Source organism: Euzebya rosea, from assembly GCF_003073135.1.
GTDB classification, from domain to species: domain Bacteria; phylum Actinomycetota; class Nitriliruptoria; order Euzebyales; family Euzebyaceae; genus Euzebya; species Euzebya rosea.
This window is the reverse complement of record NZ_PGDQ01000004.1, coordinates 250,389-264,910: the sequence shown is the minus strand read 5'-3', so window position 1 is coordinate 264,910 and position 14,522 is coordinate 250,389. Positions and strand designations below refer to the sequence as shown.

Sequence of the window (14,522 nt, the reverse complement as noted above, 5' to 3'; positions counted from 1 at the left end):
GGTCGGGGTCCGGTGGACCGATCAGCGCTGCCGGAGGAGCAACGCCACGGGGAGGGCGCCCAGCAGCTCGGCGGCGGCCAGGCGTCCACCCTGACGAGTGTGCCCGGTCAGCACGTCGGTCCATGTCGTCTGCTCGGGCAGTGCGAGGTCGGTGTCGGCCCAGATCCGGCCGAGCGGCTCGAACCGGCCACCGTCGGTGATCCGACCGAACGCCCGCGGCGCCACGACGACCACGTCGGGGTCCTCCACGTCACCTCGCGCGAACGCCAGGGTGTGCTCGGCCCAGCGCCCGGACGCCTCGATCGCGCGGTATCCCGCGTCGGGTCCCAGCAGGTCGGGGATGTCGCGGCGGAGCCGCAGCGCGGTCCGCACGACGTGCTGCTTGACCCGCCCGTCACGACGGGCGGCCCACAACCCGCCGGCGTGTGCGGGCCGCAGGCCGTCGACGGCGTCCGCGAGGGCGTCGAAGTCCACGGGACGTCGCTGGTCGGGGTCGCTCATGGAGTCGTCCCAGCGTTCGGTGCCCTGGTAGGTGTCGGGCACGCCGGGCAGCATCAACCGCGTCAACGACATCGACAGGCCCGCCGCCATGCCGATCTCGGCTGCCCGCAGCGCCAGGGGCCGGAGGGTCGGCACGATCGGCCCCTCCGGATCCCACACCAGCTCGCACCAGCGCCGGATGGCCGCTTCGGCGTCGAGATCCGGGGTCCGGTCGCTGGTGATCCGGTCGGCCAGCCGGGCGGCCCAGACCGCGTAGGTGGCGAAGCGTTCGGGCAGCGCAGGATCCATGACGTCGGCCAGGGGTGTCGAGCCGTCGTCGGTGGAGGGCCACACGCCGATCGCCACCTGCAGCAGGCGCAGCGCCAGCGACCGGCTCGGCGGCGAGGTCCGCGACACGAGGGTGGACGCCGCGATCGCCCAGTCCGAGGCGATGCCGGTGAGCGCGGCCATGCGCAGGCGCGCGTCCTCGCTGTGCTTGGTGTCGTGGGTGGCCGTGGTCCGCATGCCTGCCGGCGGCATCGCCTCGACCTCGGCGTGGAAGGCCGGCAGGGTGCGGGCCACGTCGTCGGGGTCACAGCCGAGTTCGCAGGCCGCCACCAGCGCGTGGTGGCGGTGGAAGAGGCGTTCCTCCAGGCCCAGCGCCGACACCGGCCCGGTCAGCTGCTGGAACCGCGTGACGGCCTCGCCGGCCGCCGCGGTCCAGCGGACCTGTCCGGTCAGCAGTGCCTCCAGGTGGGTCCACAGGCGGTCGGGCACCTTGCCGCGGCCGACCTCCCGTCGGGCCAAGCGGACCGCGGCCGCGACCGTGTCGCGGTCGGCCTGTGTGGACTCGCCGGTCTGCGGGTCGACGTAGGTCCGGTACCGCGGCAACGACGTGGCCAGCCGGCTGATGGCCTCCAGCAACGTCCGGTAGTCGACGTCGCGAACCGTCGGTTCGTCCTGGCAGGCGGTCCAGAACACCCTGGCGCAGCGCCGCAGGTCCGGGCCGAGCTCGACATCGAGCACGTCGACCTTCATGCGCCAGCGGTCGTCGGGGCCGGGCAGCGCGTCGTGGGCCCCGGCGACCTGGGCCATCTGCCGCAGCCCCGCCGGGTCGACCTGCACCCCCAGCGTGGCACGCAGCGTCTCGTACCCGGTCGTGCCCTCCACCGGCCAGCCCTCGTGGAGTTGCTGGTCGTGGGAGGTGAGGGTCTCGACCACGATCCAGGTGTCGGGACCGACGGCGTCGCGCAGGCGCTGGAGGTACCTGGCGGGGTCGGCCAGCCCGTCGACGTGGTCGATCCGCAGCCCGTCGAAGACGCCGTCGGTGACCAGCTGGATCATCAGCCCGTGCGTGGCGTCGAAGACGGTGTCGTCCTCGACCCGCAGCGCGGCCAGCTCGTCGACGTCGAGGAACCGGCGGTAGTTGACCAGCCGGGTGCCGGCCGTGGCGGACACCAGGCGGTAGTGCTGCTGCTCCAGCAGCGAGTGCATGCGCTGCCACGTGCGGGCCTGCCCGGGGATGCCGGCGATGCCCTCCAGGCCCGTGCGTTCGAGGGCCTTCGCCGAGTCGGCGTTGACGGGGAAGGTCAGGTCGCCGTAGGCCACTCGCGGATGCCCGTCGACCTCGACGAGCGTCAGCTCCCCGGCCTCCAGCACGTCGCCGTAGGAGCTGGCGAGCACCGGCATGATGACCTTGTCGGCGGCGCCCGGCAGCGGCGTCTCCCAGTCGACGTCGAAGTACTTGGCGGCGACGCTGGAGCGGCCCTCGGTCAGCAGCCGCTCCCACAGCGGCGACCACGGCCCCACTCCCATGTGATGGGGGACGATGTCGCCGATCAGCCCCATCCCGCGCTGGTGGGCGGCGTCGGCGAGCTGGCGCAGCCCGGCCTCGCCGCCGAGGACCGGGTCGACGAGCGTGTGGTCCGCGACGTTGTAGAAGTGCCGGGTGCCGGGCCGTGCCTTCAGCACCGGCGAGCAGTAGATGTGGCTGATCCCGAGGTCGTCGAGGTAGGGCAGCAGGGCTTCGGCGGCGGCGAAGGGCTGGTCCTCGGTGAGCTGCAGCCGGTAGGTGGCCACGGGACGGCGCATCATCGTCTCGATTCGGTGAGGGGTCGGTGGGGGTGGGGCCCGGCCGGCACGATACGACGCAGCAGCAGGAGGGAACGGTCGATCCGGGGCAACGTGGCGCCGGCGTCGACCACGGGGGCATCGACCTCGAGCAGGTCCGGCTGGGCGGTGTCGATGACGGTCCGCCAGCGGTGGCCGTAGTCGTGGCCGGGCAGCACGAAGTCGATGCCGTGGCCGTGGGCGTTGATGAGCACGAGGAAGCTGTCGTCGACGGTCCGTCGGCCGCGCTCGTCACGGCTGGGGATCTCCTCCCCGTTGAGGTAGAAGGCCAGCGCATGGCAGTCGTCGCTGTGCCAGTCGTCGGCGTGCATCACGAACCCGTCGGGTCGCAGCCAGTGCAGGTCCTCCTCACCGGTGAAGTAGGACCGGCGACGGAACACGGGATGCTGGCGACGCACCGCGATGAGCCGGCGGGTGAAGTCCAGCAAGCGGCCGGACTGGGGCGCCTGCAGCCAGTCGTAGTGGGTCAGTCCCGAGTCGATGCAGTAGGCGTTGTTGTTGCCGTGCTGGGTCCGGCCCATCTCGTCGCCACCGAGCAGCATCGGCACCCCCTGGCTGAGGAGGAGGGTCGCCAGGAAGTTGCGTTGCTGACGGGCGCGCAGGCCGAGGATCTCGGGGTCGTCGGTCGGGCCCTCCACGCCGTGGTTGGCCGAGCGGTTGTGGTCCTCGCCGCTGGTCCCACCGTCCATGTTGGCGTCGTTGTGCTTGCGCTCGTAGCTGACGAGGTCCGCCAGCGTGAACCCGTCGTGGGAGGTGATGAAGTTGATCGAGGCGTACGGCCGCCGCCCGTTGTGGGCGTACAGGTCGGAGGATCCCGACAGGCGGCTGGCGAGCCGGCCGACGACCCCGTCGCCGTGCCACCAGTCCCGCACGGTGTCGCGGTACTTGCCGTTGAGCTCGGTCCAGCCGACCGGGAAGTTGCCGACCTGGTAGCCGCCCTCCCCCACGTCCCACGGTTCGGCGATCAGCTTGGCCTGCGAGATGACGGGGTCCTGCTGGATGATGTCGAAGAAGGCGCTCAGCCGGTCGACGTCGTGCAGCTCCCGGGCCAGGGTCGCCGCCAGGTCGAAGCGGAACCCGTCGACGTGCATCTCCGTCACCCAGTACCGCAGCGAGTCCATGATGAGCTGCAGCACGTTGGGGTGCTGCACGTTCATGGAGTTGCCGGTTCCCGTGTAGTCGACGTAGCGCCGCGGGTCCTCGGGGTCCAGCCGGTAGTACGACGGGTTGTCGAGGCCCCGCAGCGACACGGTCGGACCTCGATGGTCCGCCTCGCCGGTGTGGTTGTAGACCACGTCGAGGATCACCTCGAGGCCGGCGGCATGCAGGTCGGCGACCATGGCCTTGAACTCGTACACCTGCTGGCCGAGCCGTCCCTGCGAGGCGTACCCGGCGTGCGGGGCGAGGTAGCCGATGGAGTTGTAGCCCCAGTACTGCGACAACCCCTTTCGCCACAGGAAGTGGTCGGTCAGGAAGTGATGGACGGGCTGCAGCTGCACCGCGGTCACGCCGAGGTCGACGAGGTGTTCGACCATCGCCGTGGAGGCCAGTCCCGCGTAGGTGCCGCGCAGCTGGCGTGGCACGTCGGGATGCCGGGCAGTCGCCCCCTTGACATGGGTTTCGTAGATGATCGTCTCCGACCACGGCCGGGACGGCGGTCGGTCGTCGCGCCAGTCGAAGAACGGGTTGACGACGATGGACTTCGGGACGAACGGCGCGCTGTCGGTCGTCTCGGGGCGCATGGGGTCGTCGGCGTCGAACCCGAAGCAGGCCGGGTTCCACGTGATGTCCCCCTCGATCGCCCTCGCGTAGGGGTCGATCAGCAGCTTGGCCGGGTTGCACAGCACCCCGCCGCGGGGTGCCCACGGGCCGTGCACCCGGAAGCCGTACCGTTGCCCCGGCGCGATGCCCGGCAGGTAGGCGTGCCAGGTGAACCCGGTCCGCTCGGGCAGCTCGATGCGGACCTCCTGGTCCGCCTGCGGCCCGTCACCGAAGAGGCAGATCTCGACCGCCTCCGCCACCTCCGAGAAGACCGCGACGTTGACGCCGCGCCCGTCCCAGTGCACACCGAGCGGGTACGGCCGTCCGGGCCAGGTCGTCGTGCGGGGGTCTGCGTCGTGGGTTGCGGTCATGGGCGGCCTACTGTTCCACAGGCCGCACCGATCGCGCCGCTACGCTTCGGGCCGCCCGGACGTGGGGCGGGACGACACCTCCACCGCCGCGCACGCCCGCCCGACGCTTCCTCCCCGAACACCAGGATCCCTCCTCGTGGCTGCCCCTCCTGCCGACGACCACCCGTCGACCCCCGACACCGGTGCTCCGCGTGTGTACGGCTGGCTGCACCCGTCGGTCGTGGTCGCCGCGGTGTTCAGCGCCTACGCCGGCTTCGCGCAGTTCTCGGCCACCGCCGCCCTGCCCGACATCGCGGCAGCCTTCGGCACCGTCACCGAGGGCGCGGAGGGCTCCATCACCGCGCAGGCCGGCCTGTCGGGCACGGTGCTCGGCCTGGGGCTGGGTGTCATCCGCCTGGCGTCCCTCGCCGCCCTCCCCCTGTCCCGCCAGGCCGACCGCCACGGGCGGCGTGTGGTCCTGCTGGCCACGACGGCTGTCGCGCTCGTCCTGACGGCGGCATCCGCGGGCATGCCGACGTTCTGGGGGTTCGTCGCCCTCCTGGCCCTCGCCCGGCCGCTGATGTCGGCCACGAACGCCGTCGCCGGCGTGATCGCCTCGGAGGAGGTCGCCACCGTCGACCGGTCCAAGGCCATCGCCCTCGTGACCGTCGGCTACGGCACCGGCGCCGGCATCCCCGTCGTGCTGCGGGGCATCACCGACGGCGAGATCGGCTTCCGGACCCTCTTCCTGATCGCCGTGCCGCTGCTGCTGACCCTGCCGCTCGTCTCCCGCCTGGTCACCGAACCCGACCGGTCGGCGCGGCTGGTCGAGGCCGACGCCGCCACCAGCAAGCGGCTGGGCCGTGTCCCCGCCGAGCTGCGTGGCCGGCTGGTGCTGCTGTGCACCCTCACGTTCTTCGTGGCGTTCCTGACCGGACCGGTCAACACCTACCTGTTCCTGTACGCCGAGCAGGTCGCCGGTGTCTCGCCGGGCACCCTCGCCGTGGTCATCCCGTTCGCGGCGATCCTCGGCGCGGCGGGCCTTGCGATCGGCGTGCGGCTGGCCGACCGGTACGGGCGCATCCCCACGGCGATGTGGACCAAGGTCGGGCTGGCCGCCTGCGGCGTGCTGACCTACTCCGCGGGCGCATGGGGTGCGCTGGTCGGCTACGTGCTCAGCCTCTTCATCGGATCGAGCTACGCCCCGGCGGTCGGTGCCACCGCCGCCGAGATCTTCCCGACGTCCATCCGCGCCACGGCGGCGGGCTGGATCACCGCCTGCACGACCGTCGGTGCGGTGGTCGGCCTGCTGCTGTTCGGGTGGGTCGCCGACGTGTCGGGGTCGTTCTCGGTCGCCTCGTGGGTGGTGTCGGTGCCCTGCGCGATCTCGATGATCGGCTACCGGTTCCTGCCCGAGACCAAGGGCCTGGAGCTGGAGGAGTCCGCACCGGAGGTCGCGTGAGCCCGGGTCGGTCCGGGTGACCGCATGACACGAGCCGAACAGGTGACCGCCGGCCCGGTGTGGGGTATCACGGCGTGCGTGTCCGCCCTTCCACTCCCCCGCCACCACGGTGCCCGTCCCATCGACGACACCCTCACGTCCTTCGGCCTCTGGGCCCCGGCTGCGGAGGAGGTGCTGCTCGTCGTTGCCGGTGAGGAACGGCCCATGGCCGACGCCGGCGACGGCTGGTGGCACGTCTCCGCCGCTGCCTCCCACGGCACCCGGTACGCCTACCGCCTCGACGGCGACGACCCGCTGCCCGACCCGGCAGCCCGCTGGTTGCCCGACGGGGTGCACAGCCCCTCGGCGGTCGTCGACCCGCGCACGTGGTCCTTCGAGGCGGACCGGTTCCGCGCGACCCCGGTGACCGGCGGGGTGATCTACGAGCTGCACATCGGCACGTTCACCACGGAAGGGACCTTCGCGGCAGCCACCGAGCACCTCGAGGGCCTCGTCGACCTCGGGGTGACCCACGTGGAGGTCATGCCCGTCAACGGCTTCGACGGCGCCCACAACTGGGGCTACGACGGCGTCGCCTGGTGGGCGGTCCACCAGGCCTACGGTGGCCCCGACGGGCTGGCCGCGTTCGTCGACGCCTGCCATCGGGTCGGGCTGGCCGTCATCCTCGACGTGGTCCACAACCACCTCGGCCCCAGCGGCAACTACCTGCCCCGGTTCGGGCCGTACCTGCAGTCCGACGCCGAGTCGACGTGGGGGCGGGTCATCAACCTCGACGGCCCCCAGTCGGGGCCGGTGCGGGACTTCGTCATCGGCAGCGCGCTGGCGTTCCTGCGCGACCACCGCGTCGACGGGCTCCGGCTGGACGCCGTCCACGCGCTGGACGACCGCGGCAGCGCCACCCACGTCCTGGCCGAGCTGGCCGACGCCGTCACCGACCTGTCGGAGCGCACGGGCCGTCCGCTGGACCTAATCGCCGAGACCGACCGCAACGACCCGTCGTGGGTCCGACACCGCGCCGTCGGGGGCATGGGGCTGGACGCCCAGTGGGCCGACGACCTCCACCATGCCATCCACGTCGCCGTCACCGGCGAGACCGACGGGTACTACGTCGACTACGTCGATCCGCTGGCGAAGCTGGTCCGGGCATGGACCAACGGCCTCGTGCACGACGGCGTGCACAGCGCCTTCCGCGACCGCGTCGTCGGTGCGCCGGTTCCCGACGACGTGTCCTCCCGGCGGCTCGTCGCGTGCATCCAGAACCACGACCAGGTGGGCAACCGGGCCGCTGGTGACCGGCTGACCACGCTGGTCGACCCGGACATGGTGCGCGTGGCCGCTGCCCTGCTCTGCGTGTCGCCGCACACGCCGATGCTGTTCCAGGGGGAGGAGTACGGCGAGACGACGCCGTTCGCGTTCTTCTCCGACATGCCGGGCGAGGAGCTGCGCCAGGCGATCCGCGACGGCCGCCGTCGGGAGTTCGAGTACTTCTCCTCCTGGCAGGGCGAGGTGCCCGACCCCCTGGCCGTGGAGACCTTCCTCGGGTCGACGCTGGACTGGTCGGCGGCCACCAGCGTCGAGGGCCGACAGCGCCGCACCCTGTGGAAGGACCTGCTGGCGTTGCGCCGCAACCACCCGGCCCTGTCGACCGGCCGCAGGGACCTGCTGGAGGCCGAGGTGGTCACCGACGGGGTCGTCCGGATGCGCCGCCGACCGGCCCATCACGACGGGCCGGCGTGGGATGTGGAGGTCTGGGGCAACCTCACCGACGACCCCATCGACGTCCCTCCCGGACACGTCCTGCTGTCCACCGCAGATGTGCGGTACGGCGGCCCGGGCCAGCCCGCCGACCACGTGGCCCCGGCCCGCAGCGTCGTCGTCCTCGCCGTCCCCACCGTCCAGCCCACCCCCGCAGCCACCCCCTCGTCCCCCACTGGAGCACCGTGACCCGCCGAACCGCAGTCCCCACCTCGACCTACCGGCTGCACCTGACGCACGCCTTCACGCTGCACGACGCCGCCGCCCTGGTCCCCCACCTGCACGCGCTCGGGGTGGGCTGGGTCTACGCCTCACCGATCCAGGCCGTGCCCGAGGGTGCGACGCACGGCTACCACGTGCTGGATCCCGACCGCGTCAACCCCGAGCTCGGTGGCGAGGAGGGACTGGCGGCCCTGCGCGCGGCGGTCGACGCCCACGACATGGGTCTGGTCCTCGACATCGTGCCCAACCACATGGCGGCCTCGCCCGACAACCCGTGGTGGGCCGACCTGCTGGCCCGAGGACCCGAGTCGCCGCACGCGAGGACCTTCGACGTCGACTTCGACGCCGGCCCGCTGGTGCTGCCCGTCCTGGGGACGTCCGTCGACCGGGCGATCGCCGACGGGGACCTGCGTGTCGAGGACGGGATGCTGGTCCACCACGAGCTGCGCCTGCCGCTCGCACCGGGCACCGACACCGACGCGCCGATCACGCAGGTGCTCGCCCAGCAGCACTACGCCCTCCACGAGTGGCAGCACGGCGAGGGGATCCTCAACTGGCGCCGGTTCTTCGCCGTCAACGAGCTCGCCGGCCTTCGGGTGGAGGACCCCGAGGTCTTCGACGCCGTGCACGACACGATCCTGCGCTGGGTCGAGGACGGGATCGTCGACGGGCTGCGCGTGGACCACATCGACGGGCTGCGGGATCCGGCCGGCTACCTGCAGGCGCTGCGCGACCGCATCGGCGAGGACCGCTGGCTGGTCGTGGAGAAGATCGTGGAGTCCGGCGAGCTGCTGCCCGGCGGCTGGCCGGTCGACGGCACGACCGGGTACGAGGTCAACGCCGCACTGCAGTCGTGGCTGACCGATCCGGCTGGCCACCAGGCCCTCCGGCGGGCGTTCGCCCGTCACACCGACATGCCGCTCGGAACCCGGGCACGGCTGGCCCGCTCGAAGCTCGCCGCGCTCGACGAGCTGTTCGTGGCCGAGGTCGACCGGGTCGTGCAGCTGCTGCTGCCGGTCGCCGGCGGACGGTCCGAGGCGCTGCTGCGCCGCGGCGTCCGGTACCTCACCGCACACCTGCACGGCTACCGGACCTACGTCGGCCAGGACGGCGAACCGTCGGTGTCGGACCGGTCGGCCATCGGCGCCGCCGCGCGCTCCGCTGACGAGGCCGGCGCACCGGAGGCCGTGCCCGTCGCCGGGCTGCTGCTCACCGACGAGGGCCGTCCTGCGCTGCTGCGCTGGCAGCAGCTGACCGGCCCCGCCGCAGCCAAGGGCTTCGAGGACCGGCTGCTGTTCCGCGACGTCGCCCTGTCGGGCCTCTGCGAGGTGGGTGCCGACGCCGCCCTGCTCGACGCCGTCCACTCCCGCGACGCGGTGGCCGACTTCCTGACCACCCGAGCGGTGCGCAGCCCGCTGGCCGGCACGACGACGTCCACCCACGACACCAAGCGCAGCGAGGACGTGCGGGCCCGCCTGACCGCGCTGGCCGAGGTCCCCGACGCCTTCGAGCACCTCTTCGAGGCGGTCTCCGTCGGCCCCGAGGCCGACGCGGTCGACGGACATGCCCGCTGGCTGCTGCTGCAGACGGTGGTGGCCACCCGCGGCCTCGAGCCGGCCGAGCACCCCACGGCATACCGCGATCGGCTGGTCGACTCGACCCGCAAGGCCCTGCGGGAAGCCGCCCTGCACACGACACATCGCGCTGCCGACGAGCAGTACGAGGACGCGGTCTTCGCGTGGTTCGACACGTTGCTGGCCGACGGACCGGCAAGCGCGCGGATCGATGCCCTCGTCGACCGCATCGCCGTGCCCGCAGCATGCACCAGCCTCGCGCAGGTGCTGCTGAAGGTGGCTGCGCCGGGTGTGCCCGACATCTACCGCGGCTGCGAGACGTGGGACGGCAGCCTGACCGATCCCGACAACCGCCGTCCGCTGGACGTCGGCCGGCTGGAGAAGCTGCGCCACCGTGCCGAGACCCTCGACGCCGAGGAGCTGCGGGAGACGTGGCACGACGGGGCCGTGAAGACGCTGGTCACCCAGCGGGCGCTGCGGGCTCGCCGTGACCTGTCGGCGGTGTTCCTGTCGACCCGCTGCGACACGCCCCGAGTCGACGGTGCGGCCGCGGACCACGTCGCCGCCCTGCGACGCACCGCGTCCACCGACGGTCCCCTGGGCGTCCCCGACCCCGACCGGCTGCCCACTGTCGTCGCGGTGGCCACCCGCCTGCCGCTCGCGTTGGCCGACGGTGGCTGGCCCATCGGTGCGATCTGGGACGACACCGTCGTCCATGTCGGTGACGTCGACCGCGTCACCGATGTCCTGACCGACCGTTCCCTTCCCGTCGTGGACGGCCGCGTGCGCCTGTCCGACGCCCTTTCCGTCCTTCCCGTTGCCCTCCTGGAGTGCCTGTGACCACCCCCACCACCCCGCCCGCCACCGCGCCGTCCACCGTCGGCGAGGACGAGCAGCGCCTGCGCCTGTGGCCGGGGAACCCCTACCCGCTGGGGGCCACGTTCGACGGCGTCGGAACCAACTTCTCGTTGTTCAGCGAACACGCCGATGCCGTCGACCTGTGCCTGTTCGACGACGACGGTCGCGAGCAGCGGGTTCGCATGGCGGAGGTGACCGGCTACTGCTGGCACGCCTACCTGCCCGACGTGGGGCCGGGTGTCCGCTACGGCTACCGGGTGCACGGCGAGTACGACCCCGCCACCGGGCATCGCTTCAACCCCGCCAAGCTGCTGCTGGACCCCTACGCCAAGGCGGTCGCGGGCAGCTACGAGTGGGATCCGGCGGTGTTCGCCTACACCTTCGGCGACCCCGACAGCCGCAACGACGACGACTCCGCACCGTTCGTGCCGCGCAGCGTCGTGGTCAACCCGTGGTTCGACTGGGAGGGCGACCGACTGCTGCGCACCCCGATGCACGAGTCGGTCATCTACGAGGTCCACGTCAAGGGGTTCACCGCGACCCATCCCGACATCCCCGAGAACCTGCGCGGTACCTACGCGGGGCTGGCCACCGAGCCGGCGATCGCCCACCTGCGCTCCCTCGGCGTCACCGCCGTCGAGCTGCTGCCGGTCCATCAGTTCGTGCACCACGCCCACCTCGAGGAGCGGGGCCTCCGCAACTACTGGGGCTACGACTCCATCGCCTACCTGGCACCGCACGAGGAGTACGCCTCGACCCCCCGGGTCGGCGGGCAGGTGCAGGAGTTCAAGCAGATGGTCAAGGCGCTGCACGCCGAGGGCATCGAGGTGATCCTCGACGTGGTCTACAACCACACCGCGGAGGGCAACCACCTGGGCCCCCACCTCAGCCTGCGGGGCATCGACAACGCCGCTTACTACCGGCTGATGGAGGACGACCCCCGCTACTACATGGACTACACCGGGACGGGGAACTCCCTGGATGCCCGCAGTCCGTTCGTGCTGCAGCTGATCATGGACTCGCTGCGCTACTGGGTGACCGAGATGCACGTCGACGGGTTCCGATTCGACCTGGCGTCGACCCTGGCCCGCGAGCTGCACGACGTCGACAAGCTCAGCGGCTTCTTCGACATCATCCAGCAGGACCCCGTCATCTCCCAGGTCAAGCTGATCGCCGAACCGTGGGACATCGGTGAGGGTGGGTACCAGGTCGGCAACTTCCCACCGGTCTGGTCGGAGTGGAACGGCCGTTACCGTGACACCGTCCGGGACTTCTGGCGGGGCGAGCCGGCCACCCTCGGGGAGTTCGCGCAGCGGTTCACCGGGTCCAGCGACCTGTACCAGTCCGACACCCGCCGCCCCGTCGCCAGCATCAACTTCGTGACCGCCCACGACGGGTTCACGCTGGCCGACCTCGTCAGCTACAACGACAAGCACAACGAGGCCAACGGCGAGGACGGCAACGACGGCACCGACGACAACCGGTCGTGGAACCACGGTGAGGAAGGTCCCACCGACGACCCGGAGGTCCTGGCGCTGCGTGCCCGCCAGCAGCGCAACGTGCTGGCGACCCTCCTCCTCAGCCAGGGGGTGCCGATGCTGCTCGGCGGCGACGAGATGGGCCGGTCGCAGGGCGGCAACAACAACGCCTACTGCCAGGACAACGAGATCTCCTGGTTCGACTGGGGCAACGGTGACCAGGACGGCGGTCCCGACGAGGACCTGCTGGCCTTCACCAGCCAGATGATCGCCTTCCGCAAGGCCCACCCGGTGCTGCGGCGCCGGCGCTGGTTCGAGGGGCGGAGCATCCGCGGGACCAAGCTGGACGACATCGGCTGGTTCCGGCCCGACGGCCAGGAGATGGACGACGACGACTGGGACGTCGGCCATGCACGGTCCCTCGCGGTCTTCCTCAACGGTCGAGGCATCGACACCCCGGGGCCGCAGGGCGAACCGATCGTCGACGACGACCTGCTGGTGATCTTCAACGCCGCGCCCGACACCGTGCCCTTCCAGCTGCCGGAGGCCATCGCGGACGGCTGGACGGTGGTCGTGGACACGGCGGGCGAGGGATGGCTGGCGGACCCGCCGGCTGCCCCGGGGACCCTCGAGGTGGAGGGACGGTCGCTCGTGATCCTGCTCCGCCCGGCCGCGGCGACGACTCGCTGACGGGACGATAGGGTTCCCGGCCATGGATCTCGTCCTCGTCCGCCACGCCCAGCCGGCGTGGGCCAACCCCGATGGAACGTCGACCAACAGCCCGGGGCTCACACCGCTCGGCCGCACCCAGGCCGAGCGGCTGGCCGAGTGGCTGGCCAGCGACGAGTCCCCCGACTTCGACGCCCTCATCACTTCCCCCGCACGGCGGACCCGTGAGACAGCCGCTGTCGTGGAGGCCGCGCTGGGCACCGAGGCCGAGGTGCTGCCGTGGCTGCTGGAGATCGGGTCGCCCGACCACTGGGAGGGTCAGCCCGAGACCGAGGTCGTCAGGATCATCGCCGAGATGCGTGCCCGTCCCCGAGACGAGTGGTGGGACGGCGCCCCCGGCGGGGAGCGCTTCATCGACTTCCACCAGCGTGTCACCGAGGGCCTCGACCAGTTCCTGGCCGATCAGGGCATCGAGCGGCACCGCGGCGACCCCGACAACCTGTGGTACGAGAAGGAACGGGCCAGGAAGTCGTTGCTGGTGTTCGCCCACGCCGGGACGAACTCGGTGGTCACCAGCCACCTGCTGGGCCTCGAGCCGCAGCCCTGGGAGTGGGAGCGGTTCCCCTGTGACCACGCGTCGGTGACGGTGCTGCGCACCCGGCCGATCGCCGGCGGGGCGATCTGGGCGCTGGACTACTTCTCCGACGTGGCGCACCTGCCGCGGGAGGCGGTCACCGCCTGACTCGGTCGTGCCGTTCGGGCGGTGCCGTTTCCGGGCGTGCCGTCGGCGCGGTGGGCTAGCCCTGGGGGTCGGCGGGCCCGGCGCCGAGCGCGGCGTCCCGGTGGGTGTACCAGTGGAGGACGTGGAGGGACACGCCGAACAGCAGGATGATCCCGGGGATCACGTAGCCGAGGGCGAACGCGATCACCCCTGCCGTGGCCGTCATGCTGACCAGGATCCAACGCATCGTCTGCAAGCTGTCCATGGGGTACACGGTACCCCCGACCGGCCCGCGTGGCCGGGTGTCAGCTGGCGCCCAGCCGGGCCCGCACCTTCTCCACCATCGACTCCGGTGAGCCCTTGTAGGCGTCGCCGTGGCCTGGCAGGACCATGTCGGCGTCGATGCCCTCGAGGCGTTCGAGCGAGGCCGCGGCCAGCTCGGCGTCGTTGTGGAACTGCGTGGGCATCAGCTGGGGGCCGGGCGCCGGGCCGATGAGGCCGATCGTGACCATCGAGTCGCCGGAGAACAGCACCTTCTTGTCGGGGACGTGGAAGGCGGTGTGCCCCTCGGTGTGGCCGGGTGTGTGGATGACCACGGGCTTGCCCGGCAGGTCCAGGGTGTCGCCGTCGTCGAACGCGGTGACGTCGATGAGGCGGGGCTGCTTGAGGACGCCGCGGCGGGCGAGGGTGGACAGGAAGCTCCACACGACCGGCTTCCACAGCGGGAGGTCGAGCGGCGTGATCGCCTCCTTGCCCTCGTAGGTGCCGAGCAGGCGGTCGACCTCGTCGCGGTGGGCGTGGATGTCCACCCCCTTGTCGGCGGCCGCCCGGGCCGCGCCGGCATGGTCGGCGTGGGCGTGGGTCAGCACGACCCCCTCCACGTCGTCCAGCGTCAACCCCTCGGCTGCGAGCCCCTCCACGAGGGTGCCGAGGTCGCCGGAACACCCCACGTCGATTGCCGTGGCCTTGCCCCCCTCGATGAGCAGGTAGAAGTTGTGCAGCCGGCTGCCCAGCCGCACGATGCCGTCCGCGATGGTCTCCATGGGGGCGATCCTCTCATGG

Annotated in this window: 9 protein-coding genes; 5 read left to right on the top strand and 4 right to left on the bottom strand. The window is 71.9% G+C overall.

Annotation, left to right across the window (positions count from 1 at the left end):
* Positions 1–21 precede the first annotated feature (21 nt).
* On the bottom strand, positions 22–2,574 hold the full coding sequence (gene treY, locus CUC05_RS06315; protein WP_108665232.1) for a malto-oligosyltrehalose synthase: 2,553 nt from the start codon (positions 2,572–2,574) through the stop codon (positions 22–24).
* Entirely contained in the window at positions 2,571–4,742 is a 2,172-nt protein-coding gene (glgX, locus tag CUC05_RS06310) for a glycogen debranching protein GlgX (protein ID WP_108665231.1), read from the bottom strand. The genes treY (CUC05_RS06315) and glgX (CUC05_RS06310) overlap by 4 nt, the downstream gene beginning before the upstream one ends.
* A gap of 136 nt (positions 4,743–4,878) precedes the next feature.
* Here glgX (CUC05_RS06310) and CUC05_RS06305 point away from each other — a divergent pair, with 136 nt between their 5' ends.
* The 5 genes from CUC05_RS06305 (at position 4,879) to CUC05_RS06285 (ending at position 13,481) form a co-directional block, all read left to right on the top strand.
* Positions 4,879–6,183: an MFS transporter gene (locus CUC05_RS06305; protein ID WP_157965284.1), complete on the top strand. Its 1,305-nt coding sequence runs from the start codon at positions 4,879–4,881 to the stop codon at positions 6,181–6,183.
* 78 nt (positions 6,184–6,261) lie between these two features.
* Positions 6,262–8,127 carry a malto-oligosyltrehalose trehalohydrolase gene (gene treZ / locus CUC05_RS06300; protein ID WP_157965283.1) on the top strand — a complete coding sequence of 622 codons (1,866 nt, stop codon included), beginning with the start codon at positions 6,262–6,264 and terminating at the stop codon, positions 8,125–8,127.
* Positions 8,124–10,574, top strand: coding sequence for a malto-oligosyltrehalose synthase (gene treY / locus CUC05_RS06295; protein WP_108665228.1), 2,451 nt, complete (start codon positions 8,124–8,126; stop codon positions 10,572–10,574). The genes treZ and treY (CUC05_RS06295) overlap by 4 nt, the downstream gene beginning before the upstream one ends.
* 59 nt (positions 10,575–10,633) lie before the next feature.
* Positions 10,634–12,760, top strand: coding sequence for a glycogen debranching protein GlgX (gene glgX, locus CUC05_RS06290; protein WP_108665409.1), 2,127 nt, complete (start codon positions 10,634–10,636; stop codon positions 12,758–12,760).
* A 22-nt stretch (positions 12,761–12,782) separates the two neighbouring features.
* Positions 12,783–13,481, top strand: a complete 699-nt coding sequence (locus CUC05_RS06285; protein WP_108665227.1) for a histidine phosphatase family protein — start codon at positions 12,783–12,785, stop codon at positions 13,479–13,481.
* A gap of 55 nt (positions 13,482–13,536) precedes the next feature.
* On the opposite strand, the gene CUC05_RS06280 is transcribed toward CUC05_RS06285, so the two are convergent.
* Together CUC05_RS06280 and CUC05_RS06275 are read right to left on the bottom strand one after the other, a co-directional pair.
* Entirely contained in the window at positions 13,537–13,725 is a 189-nt protein-coding gene (locus CUC05_RS06280; protein ID WP_108665226.1) for a hypothetical protein, read from the bottom strand.
* 40 nt (positions 13,726–13,765) lie between these two features.
* Positions 13,766–14,503 carry an MBL fold metallo-hydrolase gene (locus CUC05_RS06275; RefSeq protein ID WP_157965282.1) on the bottom strand — a complete coding sequence of 246 codons (738 nt, stop codon included), beginning with the start codon at positions 14,501–14,503 and terminating at the stop codon, positions 13,766–13,768.
* Between the last annotated feature and the right edge of the window lie 19 nt (positions 14,504–14,522).